Here is a 20,020-nt window from a genome sequence, read left to right as displayed (position 1 = left end):
TTACTATTCTTATTAAATGAATCGTTCAATTACTGAAGGGAGGAATGTAGAATGAAAGGAGCAAAATTGTTCTGGATTTTTATTTTTAGTTCAATGATCGGTTTTTTGATTGAAAATGGCTATCGTTTTTTTATGACAGGAGATCCTATCTGGTACAGAGGGGTGATCGTTGGTCCATTCCTTACAATATACGGTATAGGTGCTTGTGTCTTTGTTCTTCTGCTTCGACACATTCATTCACCAATCAGGTTATTTCTTTTCGGCGGAGAGATGGGCGGAATAACGGAATATTTTGGTAGTCTGGTTAAGGATTTTTTACTGGGGATCAAACTATGGGATTACAGTCAACACCCTCTCAACTGTTTTGGACGAACAAGCCTGGTTTATCTATTCTTTTGGGGAGTTTTAGGTGTTTTATTCGTTAAAATTATCTATCCTTTCTTATCGAATTTAATAGAAAATATTGGTTTAACTCAGATGCGGAAGCTTACTAAAATCGTGCTACTACTGTTTGGACTCAATCTTACCGTGTCCGGTCTTGCATTACAGCGTTGGAATGAACGGCAATCTGGTGGACTGGCTCAAAATCGTTTTGAGCAAAGAATTGATCAGTATTTTCCTGATCGTGTCTTAGAGGAGGTTTATCCTAGTTTGCAGCAAAGTAATTAATGAAAGTTATTTAAGAACGGAGGGGAAGGAAATGGAGAAAAAACAATTCTATTGTAGTGCTGAGAGCATTACAAGTGGCTTATTACATTTATGGGGAGTGCTGCTATCAATTGGCGGAACTGTTCTTTTGATTTTATTTTCAGTCAACCAAGAGGCGCCACCTATCAAGTTGGTTTCCTTTTGCATTTACGGGGCAAGCTTGATCTTACTCTTTTCCGCATCGACGATTTATCATATTTTCTATATTTCGCCAACCGTCCATCGAAGACTTAGAAAGGTTGACCATTCAATGGTCTTTTGCCTGATCGCAGGAAGCTATACACCGATTTGCTTACTGTGTTTGAAAGGGTTGCTCGGATGGATTAGTTTGATCTTGATCTGGTCAATGGCGCTGGTAGGGATTATTGGGAAAATCTTCTGGTTTAAGGAATCAAAATGGTTTAGTGCAACCATCTATTTGATTATGGGATGGGGAATTGTACTGTTGGTTAAGCCGCTTTCTGAAAGCGTGGCTTTTGAAGGAATCGTCTGGCTGTTTGTCAGCGGCATTTTATACTCGATTGGAGCGTTTATCTATGCTTCAAAAAAGTGCCAATTTCAGATACCTGGGTTTGGTAGTCATGAACTGTTTCATTTGTTTGTTTTAGCAGGAGCAGCGAGTCATTATTATATGATCTTTCAATATGTATTGTAACTACGAAAACGTTCGTGTGAAAAAATATTGATGTAATTATGTTCAGCATCAAGAATTCGAGATGTGCGAGTTAATATGTGGTCGCTGGACTGTTTGAGAGTAGAAATTAAAAAAAGTGCTCTAATTAGTATGTATGATTTACTAATTAGAGCACTTTTTTTGCTATTCCTTCAAACTCAATATTACTTTTCTAACCTTTGAAATGGTTTCTTGCGCATTTTTGCGATTATAGAACATCAGAATCACATATAGTGAATCAATAATACTCAACTGAGCGATTCGTGAAGCTAATGCCTCAGAGCGAAATTCAATTTCTTCAGAGATTGAGATAAAGACCACGTCTCCTAATTTAGCTAAAGGTGAATTGATTTGGCTGGTCACTACAATTACTTTTGCGCCATTCTTTTTAGCCGCCTCAGCGATGTGAATGGTTTCTTTGGATTTACCAGAATGGGAGATAATCATGGCACAGTCTTCTTCTGTGAGCAGGGAGGCCTCCATTAATTGAATGTGATAATCCGTACTATGACCCACAGGAATAGGTGAGCGCAAAAACTTGTGATACGCATCAGTCGCTACGATTTCCGAACCGCCAACACCAAAGAAACACAAACGCCTAGAGTCAGAGATCATTTTTACTGCTTTTTTCAAATCATCTTCCTTTAGCAGCTTGCTAGTATCTGTCAAAGTGGTCATATTTGAATTAAAAACTTTTTGTGCCATCACTAATTCAGAATCTTCCTTTTGAACATTTTCATGAATTGTAACGGCGGTCAAATCATTTTCCTGTTTTAATAAAGCAACTTTGAAATCCTTGAAGCCATTAAATCCTAAAGTCTTAGTAAATTGAAAAAAAGTCGAGTCGGCGATACCTAGCTCAGCCGAAAGGTCGCTGATGGAGCTGTGGCTAACTTTGTTAGGATTTTCTAATATGTAGTCGGCAATTGCTTGTTCTTTAGGACTAAAATCTTTATACATTGACTTGATTTGTAAGTGAATTGGGCTAGACATTCTATCCCCTCCTTAATCCAATATGTTTATTCTTAAGATACTAGTAATGAGAAAAAAAATCAACAAAAATATTTTTTGTTTTTCTTGTTTACAAAAAAATATTTTTTTGTATAATAGAGTCATAAGGTTAAAGCGCTATCAGAAATCGGTTTCCATAATCTTATAAAATGAATCAAGGCTGTGATGTTCATCAAAAAAGAAGGAGATGTGGCGATAGGAGAGCATTTTTTGCAGATTAGAGGATAAGGATTCGTCAGTCATAAGTTGTTAAGCAAGCATAAAAGGAGCTTTGAAGATGGGAAAATACAAAATAGCGATCGTTAATTCGAGCAGTTTCGGGAAAATTTTTCGTGAGCAGCTGCAACGGCTTGAGGAAATCGGTGAAGTTCAATCGTTTACAGTGGACGGGGAAATCGGCGGACGTGAATTAGCGGAATTATTACAAGGCTACAATATCATTATTGCAAGTGTCACACCATTTTTCACTCAGGAATTTTTTGATCACAAAGATGAACTTATTTTAATTACGAGACATGGGATTGGCTACAACAATATTGATATTGAGGCTGCCCGCCAACACGATACGCTGGTCTCAATTATTCCAGCATTAGTTGAAAGAGATGCAGTAGCAGAAAATAATATCACGAATCTCTTAGCGCTATTAAGAAAAACCGTTGAAGCGGATCTAAGTGTCAAAAACGATAGCTGGGAGGACCGAGCGAACTTTGTCGGTCGAACGCTATTCAACAAAACAGTCGGTGTTATTGGCGTCGGAAATACTGGCAGTTGTGTCGTAGAAACTTTGCGAAATGGATTTCGTTGTAATGTCTTAGCCTATGATCCGTATAAATCCGCTTTGCATATTGAAAGCTATGGAGCGAAAAAAGTTGATTTGCCGTATTTACTACAAGAGGCTGACATCATTTGTCTGTGTGCTAGTTTAAATGAAGAAAACTACCATATGATTTCTACAGATGAAATTGCTCAAATGAAGGACAATGTTTATCTTTCCAACAGTGCACGCGGAGCGTTATTAGATGAAGACGCAATTGTCAGCGCTTTAAAATCAGGAAAAATCGCGGGATTAGCCACCGATGTTTTAGAAGAAGAACCGGGTCGCAAGGATCATCCTTATCTTGCTTTTAGCAACGTAGTCATGACACCACATACTTCCGCTTATACGATGGAATGCCTGCAAGAAATGGGCGCGAAATGTCTGCGAGATGTCGAAGATGTGGTAGCTGGAAAAATTCCAGAGCGTTCAGTACAAGCGGAAAGTAAGATTATCGGTTAGAAAGGAGCAGGGAAATGCTAACTGATTTGAAGGTTAAAGTGGGTCCACAGTTTTATCGTTATCATGTTGGAGCAATCGATTTTGTACCGGAGTTACTACAAGAATTTTCAGCAAAAAATGTTTTGATTGTTCATGGTCAGATTTCCTTTGAAAAGGCTAAGCCCTTTCTGAATTTTCTAAATGATCGAGACTACAGTTTCCATTTTCTACAGTACACTGGTGAATGCAGCTATTTTGGGGCAGAACGAATCGCTAAAGTAGTCAAAGAAGAGGCAGTCGACTTCATTATTGGTGTAGGCGGCGGAAAACTGACAGATTTAGTTGGGTATGCTGCTCATACGCTAAATGTCAACTTCGGGGTGATTCCAACGCTTGCTAGTAATTGTGCGCCGTGGACACCACTTTCAGTGATGTATAAGGAAAGCGGTGAAGCGGAAGGAAAAAGCGAGCATTTCTTACGACAGGCGGCCTTTTTCATTACCGATCCTAATTTGATTATTGATTCCCCGGTTAACTATTTTGTTGCTGGCTTGGCCGATACGATCGCGAAATGGTATGAATCGGACGCTATCTTACAGCAGGAACACTTAAAAAATGAACCATTCTTGCAAGTAGCTGGCTATACATCAGAACTATGTAAGAAAGCCATTCTAGATCATTCTGCCAAAGCAATCAAGGATATGGAGAAAGGCGAGGTATCAGAAGAGTTTGTTCATTTGTCTGAAATAGTATTTGCTGTTGCCGGTTTGGTTGGTGGCTTAGGAGATAAGTATGCAAGAAATGCCATCGCCCATGCGATGCATGATGGGATGAGCAAATATATCCCTGAAAGTCATCATTATTTGCACGGAGAGAAGGTGGCCTATGGTATTTTTTACCAGCTGGCAGTTGAAAAGAAGTGGGAGCAGATAAATGCCTTGCTGCCATTTTATCAAGAGCTTTCTCTACCAACATCCTTGACGCAAATGCAGCTTTTACCTAAAGAAGAGAAAGTTCTAGATCAGATTGTAGAATTCATTGACTCGAAGGAAAAGGTTCATCTGTTGCCAATCCCTATTACAGTCGATTTATTGAAGAATTCGATTTTTGAATTGGAAGCTTATATTAATGAGCAATAAATGGAGGCTATCGGCACAATAAATCATGATAGATAAAAAGGCCGATTTGTTGAATGTGCTTTAAAATAGGAAAATCAAGCTTTTCTACTAAGAAAAGAAGGAAGAATAGAAAATAGAAATAAGGAGGAAATTATGGATACTTTAAGTGTTATGCAGAGTCTTTTGATTGCGCTGTGGGTCGCTGCGGTTATGTCCAGATGGTTGGGAGGAGGAGCGACACTGACCTTACGCTTCTCGCCTTTGATGACTGGATTAGTTGTAGGGCTAGTTATGGGCGATGTTGCTCAGGCGATGATTGTTACTGCTGCTTTGCAAATGATTTATATGGGGGTTTTCTCACCTGGCGGCTCAATGCCGGCTGAACCATCGATTGCTGCAGCAATTGCTGTTCCAGTAGCGTTATTAGGGAATTTGAAGCCAGAAGCGGCGATCGCAGTTGCTGTACCCGTTGGATTGTTAGGAAGCTATTTGTATCAATTCCGTTTCTTTATCAACACATTCTTAGGGAAATACACCGATAAAGCCGTGGAAGATTTGAATGCGAATGCGATTAAACGCTCGATCATTCTTTATCCTACGATCGCATCATTTGTCCTATTTGTCCCATTAGTATTTATTGCTCTTTATTTGGGAGCACCGGTTATTGCAGATGTTATCAATGCCTTAGAAGGAACAGTGGTCATTCACATCCTTGAAGTAGTAGGTGGCGGATTAGCCGCGATTGGTATCGCGACAACCGTTTATGTTATCGGACGTAAAGATTATATGGTCTTTTTCTTCCTAGCTTATTTCATGAGTGTTGTATTGAAATCCCTAGAAATCACAATGGTTACTTACGCAATTTTCGGAGTTTTGATTGCATTAATTTTTGTACAGTCACAAAAAGGAAAAGGAGCGGCACCGGCAGCAGAGTCTGCGACACCAAGCTCTGGCGCTACCTTTGATGACGACGATGATTATGATGACGGATTTTAATGAATTAAAATAGGAGGAAAAAAACATGACGGAAGTATCAAATAAAAGTCTAGCACCTGAAGAAATTACCAGTAAAGATGTCACAAAAGCATATCTAAGATGGCATTTCGCTAATGAGATCCCTCATTCTTTTGAACGTTATTTAGCACCATCATTGCTTTATGCGATGATGCCGATCTTGAAGAAATTATATAAAGACGACGATGCCTTAAAAGCCGCATATAAACGGCAGCTACTATTTTTCAATACACAATTGAGCTGGGGTGGCGGTGTTATCACTGGTTTGATGTCATCGATGGAGCAGCAACGGGCACAGGAAGAATATGAGAAAAAAGAAATCCTGATGCAGGATGACCTGATGTATAACACGAAAGCCGGTTTGATGGGGGCCCTAGCCGGAATCGGGGATGCTATTGACTCAGGAACAGTTCAGTATATTTTCATTGCGATCGCTGTTCCATGGGCGCAACAGGGAAGTGCCCTAGGCGCATTGTTCCCATTCGTTTTCTTCGCCATTTATCAGGCAGCTTTGGGTGTATTCTTTGCGAGACAATCATTCACGATGGGACGAAATGCTACTGGATTAATGCAAAGTACTGGAGTTCAAACAGCAATTGAAGCACTTTCCGTATTAGGGCTGTTTATGATGGGAATTTTAGCAGGAAATTATGTAAAAGTTGAATCGACACTGAAGTTTGCGATTTCTGGAAGAAAGTTCGTTATTCAAGAAATTCTTGATCAGATCGTTCCAGGTATTTTACCGTTAGCAGTTGTTATGGGTGTTTATTGGTTCTATACGAAGAAAGGTCTGAAAGTAACGCAAGCATTGCTCTGGCTGACCTTAATCCTAATCATTTTAGCCGGAGTCGGAATCTTATAATTTTAAAAAGGAAGTGTGTGAAATGGGCGTAATTAATTTAGCTCGAGTAGATGAACGATTGATTCATGGTCAAGTAATGATGACCTTATCGCAAAAAAGCGGTGTAAATTCAATTTTTGTGGTAGATGAAGTAGTAGCAAAAGATAAATTTATGCGTGATCTTTACAAAAATGCAGGTAGTCGGACCGGCCAGAAAACAATCGTGATCACGCCAGAAAAAGCGAAATTTTACTGGGATGAGTTCAATTTCAAAGAATATAACTGCATTTTGATCACAAAAACCGTTAGTGTCATCTACGATTTAGTCAAGCATGGGGTACCCATGAAAGAATTAAATATCGGTGGGATCGCTCAAAAAGATCCTGATAGAGATCTATTGGTAACGAAATCTGTTTACTTGAATAAAGACGATGCAGAACGTTTGAAAGACATGCACGAAAATTACGGTGTTGAAGATATTTATTTCCAAGCAACACCATCGGCACCAAAATCTAGTTTAAAAGATGTATTGAAGCAATTTAATCTATAAAAAACAGGAGGAAGATCAGATGGAGCAATCAGAAGTATTCAAAGATTGGCTGTTTCGTTACCAATATGTTTATCGGCTGCGTCGAACAGAAAAAAGTAAGAAACGATTTCTGGCAGCCTTGGTGACGGATATCGCAAAAATACGTGAAGACGTTCGTGTCATTGAATATGATCAGCAAAAGAAATATGCTTCGCGAAATGTCTATGTGGGCAATATCAAGCAGGCGGATCGTGTGATTTGCACCTTCTATGATACTCCTCCTGAAAGTATCGGTTCCTATCAATTGTTTGATCGGAAGGATCAGGCGAAAAAGACAACGACGTTTATTTTGACTAGCACGCTTATTGCGATTCTTCTAGGCATTATTGGAACGATCATCTATATGCGGTTTTCACCAAACTCGTTTCAATTTAATTCGATCAGCACCCTTGCGATTATGGTGATTTATGCAGGCTATTTCGCTTTGCTGGGAAAAATTACCAAGGGATTATCGAATCGGAAAACGTTAGTCCGCAATACGTCGTCATTATTAGCGATGCTGAAAATGATCGCTGAGAACAAACAAAAGAACATTGCTTATGCTTTTTTAGATGAAGGCAGCTATGGCAATAAGGGCCTAGAGGAACTACAACGGCAGGTCAATGGACACTGTAAAATTTATTATTTGGACAGTGTTGGTGCTGCTGCACCTCTGCATTTGGTAGGCAAGTCGCCGAATAACGGAAAAATTGATGACTACGTCGACTATCAAGAATCAGATCAAAAAGTAAGTTATCTTTTTAGTGCTAGAAAAGATCAAACGAACACAGCCTATTACTTAAATCAGGCTGATCTAAAAGAGAAACAGTTAAACATGGAAAATATTGTCGCTGTAACAAATTTGTTTCAGTGAGAGAAATGGAGGGGCTTATGTTAGGAATCGTAATTGCCACACATGGAAAACTAAGTGATGGCTTGAAAGACGCCGCGGAAGTGATCGTGGGAACAACCAATAATATCGCCACAGTCAATCTAAACCCCGGAGATGATGTTCAAGAATTAGGAACAACGATTGAATCAGCCATCAAAGAGGTTAATCAGGCTATTGGTGTTATCGTATTAACAGACCTAGTAAGTGCTAGTCCGTATAATCAATCGGTTTTAATTACGAATGGATTGGAGCCGGAGCTGCAGGAAAAGGTATATGTAGTCGGCGGTGTCAATTTGCCCATGCTGCTAGAAGCGATCAATCATCAAATTCTAAGTACACCAGTTGAAGAAGCAGTGCCAGCGATATTAACGCAAGGAACAGATAGCTTAGCTGTTTGGCATACATCAGATATTGAAGAGGACGATGAAGAGGACGGATTTTAGTTTGTGAAGGCAAAGTACAAATAGAAGCAGGATAGGAGACTAAGATTAATGAAGTGGGGCTTTAGATGGTATGGAGAAAAAGGCGACTCCATTCCTTTAAATCATGTAAGACAAATTCCCGGTATCAATGGTGTAGTCGGCACATTACTGAATAAAATGCCAGGTGATGTTTGGGAAGTTTCCGAGATACGCGCTTTAAAAGAATCAATTGAAAAAGAAGAGTTAGAATTATTAGGAATTGAAAGTGTTGCGATCCATGATGCGATCAAAGCGGGAACTGCTGAACGTGATCAGTACATTGATAATTATATCCAAACCATTAGAAATCTTTCTGCATGCGATGTTCATTTGATTTGCTACAGCTTTAAACCAATTTTTGGCTGGGCAAAAACAACATTGAATTACGAGAATGAAGATGGCAGCTTAGCGTTGTTGTACGATCAAGCAGTGGTAGACAATATGGAACCAGGAGATATGTACAAATTAATCAGCAGTCAGTCCAAAGGCTTTCAGCTATCTGGTTGGGAAGAAGAACGTCTGAACAAATTCAATTCTCTAGTTGAAATGTACGAAGGTGTGACAGAAGAAATTTTATTTGATAATTTGAAATATTTCTTGGAAAGAATTATCCCGGTTTGTGAAGAGGCCGATGTCAAAATGGGCATTCATCCGGATGATCCGCCTTGGGAGATTTTTGGTTTCCCTCGGATCACAAAAAATCTGGCTGATTTGCAACGTATTATCAGCATGGTTGATTCTCCTTACAATGGTGTTACTTTGTGCACCGGAGCGCTTGGTGCAGATCCGAATAATGATATGGTGAAGATCGTTCATGCAATTGGAGATCGGATCAATTTTGTTCACTTCCGTAATGTGGAGTTTTTAGGCTACCGTAAATTTAAAGAAACTGCTCATTTATCAACAGAGGGGTCTCTTGATATGTATGCGATTATGGAAGCTTTAGTCGAAGTTGGTTTTGACGGTGTCATTCGTCCCGATCATGGCCGGACACTTTGGGGTGAAGTAGCGAGACCGGGGTATGGCCTATACGATCGAGCGATGGGTATTACCTATATGCAAGGACTACATGAAGCCATTACCAAACGTAAAGACTAGAAATCCCTTAGAAAGTGAGAAAAATAATGCCTGTAAATATGGAGCATAAGATCTATGAACAATTAAAGCAAACAAAGCTTTTACCACTATATACAGCAACCGATTTGAGTTACTTGGCCAAAGTAGAAGAGATTTTACTGGAAAATAACGTCCCTTTGATTGAAGTGACTTTCCGAAGCAATCTGGCGGGAGAAGCAATCAAACGCTTAGCAAAATCTGGTAAGCTGATGGTTGGCGCAGGGACTGTCCGAACACTAACGGAGGCAAAGATCGCGATTGAAAACGGCGCACAGTTTGTCGTGTCTCCAGCAGTTGTTCCTGAGGTTATTGAGTATTGTTTGGAGCAAGAGATTCCTGTCTTTCCAGGAACTGCAACACCTAGAGATATCCAAGCAGCAACTGAATATGGGATCAACGTTGTGAAGTTTTTCCCGGCAGACATTTATGGAGGCTTAAGGGCGATAAATGCTTTAAGCGGTCCATTTTACGATGTGAAATTTTTGCCAACCGGCGGGATTAACGCAGAAAATTTTGTCGAATATTTAGAAAACCCAAATGTAATCGGAGTAGGTGGCTCATTCATTCTTTCTGAGAAGGTCATTATGGAAGATAATGGAGAGAAGATGAACGATATTCTCAAAGCATTGGTCCAACAAATAAATTAGTAAAAAAAGCATTCATGAGGCTGGCTTTTTGCCTCATGAATGCTTTCAGTTTAGATAGAATCATCACAGAAGATGCTCTTCATAAATACGACACATTTTTTTCTTATTTTTATTTAAAAAGCTCATAGGTTTTTCAAATATGTAGCGTAAGATGAACTTAACCCTAAAAATAATTCTTTTTCCCCTGTGAAAGCAGGAACCCCCAGAAATAAAGCTGATGCATGTGCATCAGCTTTATTTTGTGTATGCCCAGGCATTCGCCAATTGCGACATAAGCTCATCAATGGAGTATTTTTTCATGTAGTGCCCTTTATCGGGACTATCGTTAGGATCGTAAACAATAATCTGATCGCTTTGCACATCTTTTTTGATCACCATAATGTGTCCGACATCGGTGAACTCACCAGGATTAACGGAGATTACAATTGGCTGATTTTGATTCAAATGCTGCTGAATTTTTGCTTGATCTTTGCCGAGGTCCTCAACAGTCAGTCCATAGTTTTGAGCAAAGGCAGGAAAAATCGACCAAGCGGTTCCTTGTCCAGCCTCATAATACTGGTTGCCGCTCCATTGTAAAATTTCAGTTGGATAAACAGTTCGATGTTCCCAATAAGAAAGAATCATTGCTAAAGAAGTAATCGCGCAACCGTTAGTGGCTAAATCATTTTGAGCGGAGCCGCTGCCATAGGATTTATCGGCCCAACGAGAATCGGTTTGTACGAGTAATGGGAAATCCTGTCCATGCTCCTGTAAATATTGATTCGCATTAGCGGAAAAATCCTGTTGACTATTAACATTATTATTAAAGTGGAAAACTCGAGAAGAGAGGATTACCAGACTAGAAATCACTAAAAAGCTTCCCAGTAAAATTGAAAAAGGACGAATTTTTCGTCGCATAAAAAACACCTCCACTCTTTTATTAAAACGAAAAAAGTATGAGGTGTCATCGGTCAAAAGTTGTAAGTTATTCGAATTCTTCTAACTCTAAGCTGAGTTCTTCCCAACTTGAAAGCTGCTCTTCTTGCTCAGCCTTTTTTGCTTCCAAGTCATTTGTTAATTCTAATAGCTGAACATGATCGTTCAAAATATCAGGTTGACTCATTTGGATCTCGAGTTCGGCGATTTTTTCATCCAAGGTGGAAAGTGTCTCTTCGATTGCTTCGATCTTTCGACGTAAGCTGCGAATCAGCTTTTGTTGTTCCTTATCTTGGTAAAACTTCTTTTTGGGAGCTTCGACAGGTGCAGCTTCTTTTGCCTGTAATTCAGCGATTTCTTCTTCTTCTTTTTTCTTTTCTAAATAGTAGTCGTAATCACCAAGATATAATCTGCTGCCCTCAGGAGATAACTCGATCACTTTGTTGGCGATACGATTAATAAAGTAGCGGTCATGGGAAACGAATAGCAGGGTTCCTTGATAATCGATCAAGGCATTTTCCAACACCTCTTTATTATCAATATCCAAATGGTTGGTAGGTTCATCCAAGATCAAAAAGTTTTCCTTATTCATAGAAAGCTTTGCTAACGCAACTCGAGCTTTTTCACCACCACTAAGTAGCGGGATCGTCTTGTCAACATCTTCGCCACTGAAAAGAAAACCACCTAATACATTGCGAATGTCTTTTTCTGGAGTCGTCGGGTGTTCGTCCCATAATTCAGCTAAAATTGTCTTATTGCCGTGCAGATCAGCCTGTCCTTGGTCGTAATAGCCGACCGTGACATTGGTTCCAAAATGGGGCTGCCCCTTAATGAAGGGAATTTGTCCAATCAACGATTTTAATAATGTAGACTTTCCAATCCCGTTCGGTCCGACAAGTGCGATAGCGTCTTCTCGACGAATATCCAAATCAATCGGTTCAGAGAGTGTTTCCTCATAGCCAATAGCAGCCTCTTCAACTTGTAAGACGACATTGCCTGAAACTTTGTCGATATCAAACATGAATTTCGCGGATTTCTCTTTGCCGTCTGGTCGATCTAGGCGGTCCATTTTTTCTAATGTTTTCCGGCGGCTTTGGGCGCGTTTGGTAGTGGAGGCACGAACCAAATTACGTGCAACGAAATCTTCTAATTTTTCGATTTCAACCTGCTGCTTTTCATAAGCTTTCCAGTCGCTGGCAAGCTGAGCGGCTTTTAAATCAAGATAACGGGAATAATTTCCAGTGTAATGACGGATTTTATGACGAGAAATTTCATAGATCTCATTGACGACGCGATCTAAGAAATAGCGGTCGTGTGAAACGATCAAGAGCGCACCAGAATACCCTTGAAGATAGTCTTCTAACCAAGCCAATGTCTCAATATCTAAGTGGTTGGTAGGTTCGTCTAAAATCAAAATATCAGGTTTGACCAATAACATTCGTGCCAAGGCAAGACGGGTTTTTTGCCCGCCGGATAAGGTACTGATTTCTTTATCATAAAAACTTTCATCGAATTTAAATCCATGTAAGACGCTGCGGATTTCATTTTCATAGCCATAGCCGTTCTGATCATTAAAATCATGCTGCAGCTGGTCGTATTCCTTCAGAAGAGAAGTGTAACGACTATCGCTTTCAGGTGTTTCGCCAATCGCCACTTCAACATCTCGCATGCGAGCTTCCATTTGACGAACTTTATCAAAAGCTTTCAACATTTCATTCCAAATGGTCTCAGTTGAATCTAAGCCAGTATCTTGCGCGAGGTAGCCCAGTGTGGCTTGTTTGTTCTTTATCACTTGTCCCGCATCTGGAGCTTCGATATTGGCGATTATTTTTAATAATGTAGATTTGCCTGCACCATTTCGTCCGACTAAACCGATTCTTGCTTTACTGGCAACTTCAAGATGAATATTCTCAAATAAAGTGTCGGCGCCGAAATAGCGAGCAATTTGATTTGCTTGTAATAAAATCATTGGATATCTTCCTTAAATTTATTTTTCCGAATGGATTCAGTCTAACATATTTTTCAAGTCGTTGCGATTGGAAGCGGTCATTTCAATAAATCGTGATTTTTTCACAAATTTTCGAGCAAGTGCGTTGCAATTTCACTAAGATTCTTGCTATTATAGTGCAGTAGTCAACAATTACGAATTTTTTTGATAAAGGAGAGTTATTGTGAAAGAACATTCAATTCCAAAAGCGACTGTTAAACGATTGCCGTTATACTATCGGTATTTACGTATTTTAAATAATGCTGGAAAAACCAAAGTATCATCAACAGAACTAAGTGAGGCGATCCAAGTCGATAGTGCAACGATTCGCCGTGACTTTTCTTACTTTGGAGAACTTGGCAAACGTGGATATGGATATGACGTTGAAGATTTGATGCATTTCTTCGGAAAAATCTTGAATGATGACCAATTGACTAATGTAGCATTGGTTGGGGTCGGTAATTTAGGGAGCGCTTTGTTGAAATTCAAATTCCATCAAAGCAATAGTATCCGTGTAAGCTGTGCGTTTGATGTCAAAGAAGACATCGTAGGTCGTATCGTGGATGGGATCCCCGTTTATCCATTAGACAACATGGTGGAACAAATCAAATTACAGCAAATCGAGATCGCAATCTTGACCTTGCCAGCACAACAAGCACAACAAGTGGTCGATCAATTGGCTGATGCAGGAATAAAAGGGATTTTGAACTTTACTGCCGCTCGTCTAACTGCGCCAGAGGATGTTATTATCCAAAGCGTGGACTTGACCAACGAATTACAAACCTTAATCTATTTCTTACATCATAATAATGATAGCAAGTAAAAAAGACTGAGCGCGAGCTCAGTCTCCGACTATAGATACAGTCCGATTTGTGGATGATATCTATAGTCTTTTTTTGATTTTTAACACAGTTATAAAAAAATGTTTATAGCTCGTCGAACAGCGCTTGATAATCGGTTTGTTCTTCCGCTTTCGGTAACTGATGCAATAGATTTTCCAATGTATGGAAATCAATGAATCGAGCCTGCCGCCCAACTTCTTTTCCTTCGTGATAGATTAAGACCGCTGGTACAGTCAACACTTCAAAAAAGCCAGCCAACTCAGTCTCATGCATAATATCCAAATGATAGAATGGGATATCATAGCTTTCGGCAAGGTTCCTTGCTTTTGGTTCATCCACATGACAAATACTGCATGTTTCTGAGGAAATAAATACGATATTATTGGTATTCTTTTTAATAGCTTCTTGAACAGTTGCTAAGGTTTTCATGTCAAACATCCTTTTCGAATAAACAATACTTACTAACTGTAAGATAATCAGTATTGGTCAAATTGTCAATTTTATTGTCTGGAAGAAATAGTTGTTTGATTGGATAAAAAGCGTTATACTCTCTTATGTACTGCGGGTGTAGTTTAGTGGTAAAACAGAAGCTTCCCAAGCTTCCGTCGCGAGTTCGATTCTCGTCACCCGCTTAGACAGATCAAACATCGTAGCTTTAGAGCAGCTACGATGTTTTTTCTTTTTGGTATTTATTACTTTTCTTTTAAAGTACTCTTGCTATTCAATCGATGATTGATGTATGCTAAAGGTGTTGCGGGAGGTAACTCCCGTTTAGGGTATTATATCCTGATGAAACCAACGTTTGTGGCTGAGCGTTGGTTTTTTTTGCGTTATCGTGAAAGCGGATTATGCGAAAAAGAATATTTTGTACTTTTTGTTGATTCAAATGAAACGGTTCTTTAATGAAGGAATTTTATTTGTATAGAAATAGTTGTTTTAGCACTTGAATTTACTAGAGTTCCTTTGAACCTAGGCATATACTATGTGCTAATCACAGAGGAGGGTAGGAAAATGATTTTTGAACGTGTTTATCGTTGGGTGATTCGAATCAGCTTTATGATCTCAATAGTACTTTATAGTCTAGGGATTTTTTTCTATTCCCGATTACCAGCTGAAATTCCGATTCAATTTGGTTTTGACGGAGGTGTGAATAGCTGGGGCAGTAAGTTGACTGTTTTTCTTTTTCCGACACTTTTGTTAGGTGTCTCATTCATTACTCGCAGTAAATATGTTGATGTGAAATATCCAGTCATGTCTAGGGAGAATCGTTTGCACAAAATAGCATCAATCGGTTGTTTATTGCTAATTTGGGGAGTGGGAATCTATTTATTTTTCATTTACGCGACTTTACTAGAATAAAAAAATCCTCACAAGGAGGATTAAATTTTGATACCAAATAAGCTAAGGATTAACAGTAGAAGAGCCGGCAACATAGCGTTCATCGTATTTAGCATCCAATGAACCATAATGGAACTCCAGATGTTTTTTGAAAACAGATAGATCAAACCAAAATACACACCTAGAGCCATATAAGGAATCATGGCATAGATATTGCCATTAAAATTGTTCCAATGCACGAGTCCAAATAAAATTCCTTGAACGAATAGCATAATCAAACGTAGTGCTTTATTCGTCAGCTTTCCCAATAGCAAGTAGCGAAAAGTAAGTTCCTCAGCAAAGGGAGCAAGAAAGGGTGCGATTGCAGCTAGAACGGACCAGCTTGGACTAAGTGTTTGGGAAGAATCGTTGGTTGAAGAGCCAAGTTCCAATAGTTCGCTGGGAATCAAACCACGAACAACTCGTAACAATAAAAAAATACCTGCTACTAATACGATGCTCAATAACAATCTGCGAAACAGTTTTTGACGATATACTCGCCATTCTGCTTTTAAGAAATCGCCGAATAGATAGATCATTACTAAAAACCCAGTAAAAAAAAGCAAGGTAGAGGATAGCAACCCAACTTTTGGATCGTTTGTTAAGTGAAAGAGCGGGAAAATATAGTCTCCGATCAATAGCTCTAATGGAATGACCAAGAGACCAAACCATTGTTTTTTATTTTTAATCATTTTTATCCCCCATTCTTTCCTAAGTGTAAAAAAATAGGTGAGATGTGTAAAGTAATATGAAATAAAGGAAAATATGTTTGTGAAAGTTTTGGTATACTATAGTGAAGGGGGAGATTGTGTTGGATTATCAAATGCAGAAAACAATGGGTAAATGTTTTCGCAGCAAAGTAAATAGCATTACCGGGCTTATCCGAATTTTAGGTAGTTGGTATGACTACAAAGTGATTAATGGATCACCTGAGGTTGGTGATATGCTGGAAGTGGTTGACTTTACCAGTCGAGAGTTGTTAGTCGTTATCAATAATAAACTAGAAGAAAGTGATGTGAACTATATTGTTAATACTTAATATCATCTTAATCATAATTGCGATCATTGTTCTCATATTCATCGTTAGTCAATTAGTCGTGATCGTGCAGCAAGGGGAAGTAAAAGTCGTCGAGAGTTTCGGTAAATATGTAAAAACGCTGGAACCAGGACTGCATTTTTTGATTCCAATCTTATATGTTGTTCGTCGCCGGGTTTCATTAAAGCAAACACCGATCCAAATCGAACCACAAAGTGTGATCACTCGTGATAACGTAATCGTTGAAATCGATGAAGCAATCAAGTATCACGTGACAGATGCCCGGGCTTTTGTGTATGATAATGAGGATTCCGTCACGTCAATGATCCAAGATTGCCAATCCAACTTACGAGGAATTATCGGTAAGATGGAACTGAATGAAGTGTTGAACGGAACGGAAGAGATTAACGTGAATCTTTACGAAAGCGTGAAGGACATTACAGCTGGATATGGTTTGTCAATCGACCGAATCAATATCGGCGAAATTTCAGTCTCAAATGAAATCGTCAATTCAATGAATAAATTGATTACAGCCAGCCGCGATAAAGAATCGTTGATTACGATTTCCGAAGGGAAAAAACAATCAGTGATCTTAGAATCAGAAGCGAAATCATCTGAAATGCAGATTGATGCGGAAGCGCGCGCTCGGCAGACCAAGATTGATGCAGATGCTCGTGCAGAACGTACAAGAATCGATGCTGCAGCAGAAGCAGACCGGATCGCCAAACTGACTGAAGCAGAAACAGCTCGAATTAGAGAAATCAATAAGGCAATTGCTGAAAGCAATCTGACAGATGAAATGATTGCGTATCTTGGGATCGAAGCTTTCAAACATGTAGTGGAAAATAATGGCAACACTGTTATTATGCCAAGTAATTTGACCGAGCTTGGCAATGTTCCGGCAATCAAAGAAATTTGGCAGCAAACCAAATAGTAGGATCAGCGTGATGGAAAAAAGATTCTATAGGAGTTGAACAACCATCGCAGCAAAAAGACAAGCACCCAAAATAGTTTCGGCAGTTGTTGTACTATTGGCGGGGATTTATGGCGTTTATTCGCAAGTAAAGCCAAATAATGAGCAAAGCAACACAATAAAAGAAATAACAGTTAGTCAGTTATCAGAGATTCCTGAGTATGATGGACAACATCAAACGATCGAACTGAATCACAATCGTCCTAGTTTTACTACAAAAGATCTTTCGTTGGAGCAGGGGGCGTGGACTCGATTTTCTGACCTCGACCAGTTGAACCGCGTCGGTACTGCAAATGCAATGCTGGGAAAAGAGATAATGCCTCATCAAGAGCGGGAACGTTTATACGTAAAACCAACTGGCTGGCGACAAAAATTTTATAATGACGAGCCTTTGTATAATCGGGCTCACTTAATTGCTTATCAGTTTTCTGGCGAGAATAATAATCTAAAAAATTTAATGACTGGAACGGCTTCATTGAACGATCCAGGCATGAATGACCATGAAAAAGAAATAGGCAACTATATTCGAAAGACTAATCATCACGTACGTTATCGTGTGACGCCCTTCTTTAAAGGGGACGAGTTAGTCGCTCGGGGTGTACAAATGGAAGCACAAAGCGTTGAAGACGACCAGATATCCTTCAATCTTTTTGTCTACAATATTCAAGACGGTATCAAAATTGACTATCAAAATGGTTACTCACAAAAGGATTAAGAAAGGGAGCTATCCAGCTATCCGTGTTGGATGGCTTCTTTTTTTGACATTATAAAGAAAGTATTAAAGTATCATATAAATAAATCGCTTTAGAGCAGGTATATCCATGTCCAGCTTCACAAACTAGCTTTTCTACACAAGCTACGCATACAGTTACTGCTAAACTCCGTTAAGTAGAACTAGCATTTCGGCAATAAGCAAAAATATTTCGAAATTTTAGAAGCACCGAGGAGGTACCAATCAACATCAGTTCTCTTCGATCACTGTGTTTCTTGGCAATTTAGAAATATTTCGGTCTTATTGCTGACACACACAGAGACTGCTTGCAGAGCTGATGTGGAATAGTACCTACCTGGTGCTCAAAAGCTGAGCGAGTTCGCGAAGCCTTTCTTAAAAAAGAGCACTGTGTGACAAGCGTGGAAATCTGAAATTAGGTATAATTTATAGTAACTATTAATAAATGAAGGAAAGCAGGTGTTACTATGCAATGGTACGAGGTGTTCAATAAGGAGCAAGAGCCAACAGAACAACAAATCACGGATTTTATTGCGAATCCTCTTTGGCAGGACTTATTAGATCATTTTACACAGACTTATCGAGTAAAACCAAAAAAAACATACAGTAGATGCTCAATGGGAGATGGCTACTGGATGGGCTGGAACATAAAATTTCAAAAGAGCGGTAAATCATTGTGTACAATCTATCCAAAACAAGGTTTTTTTGTAGCAATGATTTCCTTTAGTGCTAAGGAGTTAGATGATGCAGATGTGTTAATCCAGATGTGTGAGGACTACACGAAAGAGAAATACCAAAAGGCCAAAACCAGTAAACTTGGCAAATCAATTTCTTTTGAAGTGACCAATGAAAAAATTTTAGCGGATATTAAAGAATTAGCTGCTTTCCGCGCTCAATCAACGAAAAAAATAAGATCATCAATTGCCTAAGAATTTTCTTAGGCTTTTTGTTTGCGCTTGCGCTAACCTTCAAAATTCGAGAAAATAAAAAGAAGAAGTTCGAGGAGGAAACTGATGGAAGAGTATCAGAAAGAACGATACACAGTCGCAGCGATGACGCTTAGCAAAAAACTAATACGAAGGAACTTTCATCCTATTATTTGTGAAAATCTAGAAGAAGCTAGAGTCCAAGCTTTGGAACTGATTGATCCAAAAAAGTCAGTCGGTTTTGGGGGTTCAATCACAGTTGAACAATCTGGAATTATTGAAGCACTATATAGTCGAAATCAAAAAATGATTGATCGTGAAAAAACAACTACGTTAGAAGAACGACAGCAAGTAATGAAACAAGCATTAACGGCCGATTATTTCTTAACGAGTATCAATGGAATAACAGAAGAGGGTGAGTTAGTAAATGTTGACAGCGTGGGAAACCGGGTAGCGGCCATTGCTTATGGACCTGATAAAGTCCTCGCTTTTGTCAGTATGAAGAAAGTGTATGGAGATTTAGCGACGACACTTGAGATGGTCCGTAAAAATACAGCACCACTAAATGCGCACCGTTTAGGATTGAAAAAAACACCTTGTATCAAAAAGGGAACATGCGGAGATTGTCTACATGCAGAATGTATCTGTAATACGATCGCAATCACACGTCGTTCTATGGCGAATGATCGGCTTTTTATCTTTCTAATTATCGATGAGGTGGGCTTATAACTGATAGGACTGCAAATGAAGAAGCAAAAAAAACCGAGGAATTCCTCGGTTTTTTCAACTATAAAGAAAGTATAAACTTTTCATAGGGTTTGTCAACTAAACTGTGGAAGTTAAATAGTTAAGAGTTTTTAACAACCATAATTCTCTCGGCTATTTTGAAATCAGATAAATTTTGATCGGACACATAGTTGAATAAACCTA

At 39.1% G+C, this 20,020-nt stretch carries 23 protein-coding genes and 1 tRNA gene; 19 read left to right on the top strand and 5 right to left on the bottom strand.

Going from position 1 to position 20,020, the window contains the following annotated elements:
• Positions 1-51: 51 nt before the first annotated feature.
• Together KQI58_RS08560 and trhA are read left to right on the top strand one after the other, a co-directional pair.
• The gene (locus KQI58_RS08560) at positions 52-669 is read left to right on the top strand and encodes a putative ABC transporter permease (protein WP_216408248.1); all 618 of its coding nucleotides are present in this window, start codon (positions 52-54) and stop codon (positions 667-669) included.
• A 31-nt stretch (positions 670-700) separates the two neighbouring features.
• On the top strand, positions 701-1,363 hold the full coding sequence (gene trhA, locus KQI58_RS08555) for a PAQR family membrane homeostasis protein TrhA (protein WP_216408246.1): 663 nt from the start codon (positions 701-703) through the stop codon (positions 1,361-1,363).
• A 162-nt stretch (positions 1,364-1,525) separates the two neighbouring features.
• On the opposite strand, the gene KQI58_RS08550 is transcribed toward trhA, so the two are convergent.
• Positions 1,526-2,374: a MurR/RpiR family transcriptional regulator gene (locus KQI58_RS08550; RefSeq protein WP_216408243.1), complete on the bottom strand. Its 849-nt coding sequence runs from the start codon at positions 2,372-2,374 to the stop codon at positions 1,526-1,528.
• 295 nt (positions 2,375-2,669) lie between these two features.
• Between KQI58_RS08550 and KQI58_RS08545 the strand changes: the two genes are divergently transcribed.
• The 9 genes from KQI58_RS08545 to KQI58_RS08505 all read left to right on the top strand — a co-directional run bounded on the left by KQI58_RS08545 (position 2,670) and on the right by KQI58_RS08505 (position 10,304).
• Positions 2,670-3,668: a D-isomer specific 2-hydroxyacid dehydrogenase family protein gene (locus KQI58_RS08545; RefSeq protein ID WP_216408241.1), complete on the top strand. Its 999-nt coding sequence runs from the start codon at positions 2,670-2,672 to the stop codon at positions 3,666-3,668.
• Between the two features lie 14 nt (positions 3,669-3,682).
• Positions 3,683-4,786, top strand: a complete 1,104-nt coding sequence (locus KQI58_RS08540; RefSeq protein WP_216408239.1) for an iron-containing alcohol dehydrogenase family protein — start codon at positions 3,683-3,685, stop codon at positions 4,784-4,786.
• Positions 4,787-4,918: 132 nt separating this feature from the next.
• On the top strand, positions 4,919-5,761 hold the full coding sequence (locus KQI58_RS08535; RefSeq protein WP_216408237.1) for a PTS mannose/fructose/sorbose/N-acetylgalactosamine transporter subunit IIC: 843 nt from the start codon (positions 4,919-4,921) through the stop codon (positions 5,759-5,761).
• A gap of 25 nt (positions 5,762-5,786) precedes the next feature.
• The gene (locus KQI58_RS08530; protein WP_216408235.1) at positions 5,787-6,641 is read left to right on the top strand and encodes a PTS system mannose/fructose/sorbose family transporter subunit IID; all 855 of its coding nucleotides are present in this window, start codon (positions 5,787-5,789) and stop codon (positions 6,639-6,641) included.
• Between the two features lie 22 nt (positions 6,642-6,663).
• Positions 6,664-7,170: a PTS system mannose/fructose/N-acetylgalactosamine-transporter subunit IIB gene (locus tag KQI58_RS08525; protein ID WP_216408234.1), complete on the top strand. Its 507-nt coding sequence runs from the start codon at positions 6,664-6,666 to the stop codon at positions 7,168-7,170.
• Positions 7,171-7,189: 19 nt separating this feature from the next.
• A complete protein-coding gene (locus KQI58_RS08520) occupies positions 7,190-8,062 on the top strand; it encodes a hypothetical protein (protein ID WP_216408232.1) in 873 nt (290 codons plus the stop codon).
• Positions 8,063-8,079: 17 nt separating this feature from the next.
• Entirely contained in the window at positions 8,080-8,523 is a 444-nt protein-coding gene (locus tag KQI58_RS08515) for a PTS sugar transporter subunit IIA (RefSeq protein WP_216408229.1), read from the top strand.
• Positions 8,524-8,571: 48 nt separating this feature from the next.
• On the top strand, positions 8,572-9,639 hold the full coding sequence (uxuA, locus tag KQI58_RS08510; RefSeq protein ID WP_216408227.1) for a mannonate dehydratase: 1,068 nt from the start codon (positions 8,572-8,574) through the stop codon (positions 9,637-9,639).
• Between the two features lie 26 nt (positions 9,640-9,665).
• Positions 9,666-10,304 carry a bifunctional 4-hydroxy-2-oxoglutarate aldolase/2-dehydro-3-deoxy-phosphogluconate aldolase gene (locus KQI58_RS08505; RefSeq protein ID WP_216408225.1) on the top strand — a complete coding sequence of 213 codons (639 nt, stop codon included), beginning with the start codon at positions 9,666-9,668 and terminating at the stop codon, positions 10,302-10,304.
• A 234-nt stretch (positions 10,305-10,538) separates the two neighbouring features.
• Here the strand turns inward: KQI58_RS08505 and KQI58_RS08500 are convergent, their stop codons facing one another.
• A complete protein-coding gene (locus KQI58_RS08500) occupies positions 10,539-11,201 on the bottom strand; it encodes a C39 family peptidase (RefSeq protein WP_216408223.1) in 663 nt (220 codons plus the stop codon).
• A 67-nt stretch (positions 11,202-11,268) separates the two neighbouring features.
• Positions 11,269-13,188 carry an ABC-F family ATP-binding cassette domain-containing protein gene (locus tag KQI58_RS08495; protein ID WP_216408221.1) on the bottom strand — a complete coding sequence of 640 codons (1,920 nt, stop codon included), beginning with the start codon at positions 13,186-13,188 and terminating at the stop codon, positions 11,269-11,271.
• 202 nt (positions 13,189-13,390) lie between these two features.
• On the opposite strand from KQI58_RS08495, the gene KQI58_RS08490 reads away from it, so the two are divergent.
• Positions 13,391-14,029, top strand: coding sequence for a redox-sensing transcriptional repressor Rex (locus tag KQI58_RS08490; RefSeq protein WP_102871434.1), 639 nt, complete (start codon positions 13,391-13,393; stop codon positions 14,027-14,029).
• Between the two features lie 103 nt (positions 14,030-14,132).
• Here the strand turns inward: KQI58_RS08490 and KQI58_RS08485 are convergent, their stop codons facing one another.
• Entirely contained in the window at positions 14,133-14,477 is a 345-nt protein-coding gene (locus tag KQI58_RS08485) for a thioredoxin family protein (protein WP_216408219.1), read from the bottom strand.
• Positions 14,478-14,609: 132 nt separating this feature from the next.
• Here KQI58_RS08485 and KQI58_RS08480 point away from each other — a divergent pair.
• Positions 14,610-14,680 (top strand) — tRNA-Gly (locus KQI58_RS08480).
• 379 nt (positions 14,681-15,059) lie between these two features.
• Positions 15,060-15,407: a DUF1648 domain-containing protein gene (locus KQI58_RS08475; protein ID WP_216408217.1), complete on the top strand. Its 348-nt coding sequence runs from the start codon at positions 15,060-15,062 to the stop codon at positions 15,405-15,407.
• Between the two features lie 20 nt (positions 15,408-15,427).
• Here the strand turns inward: KQI58_RS08475 and KQI58_RS08470 are convergent, their stop codons facing one another.
• Positions 15,428-16,117, bottom strand: coding sequence for a CPBP family intramembrane glutamic endopeptidase (locus KQI58_RS08470; RefSeq protein ID WP_216408215.1), 690 nt, complete (start codon positions 16,115-16,117; stop codon positions 15,428-15,430).
• A gap of 131 nt (positions 16,118-16,248) precedes the next feature.
• Here KQI58_RS08470 and KQI58_RS08465 point away from each other — a divergent pair, with 131 nt between their 5' ends.
• From KQI58_RS08465 to KQI58_RS08445, 5 genes are all read left to right on the top strand, one after another.
• Complete coding sequence (locus KQI58_RS08465; protein WP_216408439.1) at positions 16,249-16,464, top strand: hypothetical protein; 216 nt, start codon at positions 16,249-16,251, stop codon at positions 16,462-16,464.
• Entirely contained in the window at positions 16,451-17,395 is a 945-nt protein-coding gene (locus KQI58_RS08460; RefSeq protein WP_216408213.1) for an SPFH domain-containing protein, read from the top strand. The genes KQI58_RS08465 and KQI58_RS08460 overlap by 14 nt, the downstream gene beginning before the upstream one ends.
• Before the next feature lie 97 nt (positions 17,396-17,492).
• Positions 17,493-18,149: a DNA/RNA non-specific endonuclease gene (locus KQI58_RS08455; RefSeq protein ID WP_253295854.1), complete on the top strand. Its 657-nt coding sequence runs from the start codon at positions 17,493-17,495 to the stop codon at positions 18,147-18,149.
• Between the two features lie 482 nt (positions 18,150-18,631).
• Entirely contained in the window at positions 18,632-19,093 is a 462-nt protein-coding gene (locus KQI58_RS08450) for a DUF3788 domain-containing protein (protein ID WP_216408211.1), read from the top strand.
• Between the two features lie 84 nt (positions 19,094-19,177).
• Entirely contained in the window at positions 19,178-19,819 is a 642-nt protein-coding gene (locus KQI58_RS08445; RefSeq protein ID WP_216408209.1) for a lactate utilization protein, read from the top strand.
• Positions 19,820-20,020 lie beyond the last annotated feature (201 nt).

Source organism: Enterococcus raffinosus (assembly GCF_018917525.1).
GTDB lineage: Bacteria > Bacillota > Bacilli > Lactobacillales > Enterococcaceae > Enterococcus_A > Enterococcus_A raffinosus_A.
The sequence above is the reverse complement of the archived record's forward strand: the minus strand, read 5'-3'. Positions and strand labels throughout refer to the sequence as shown.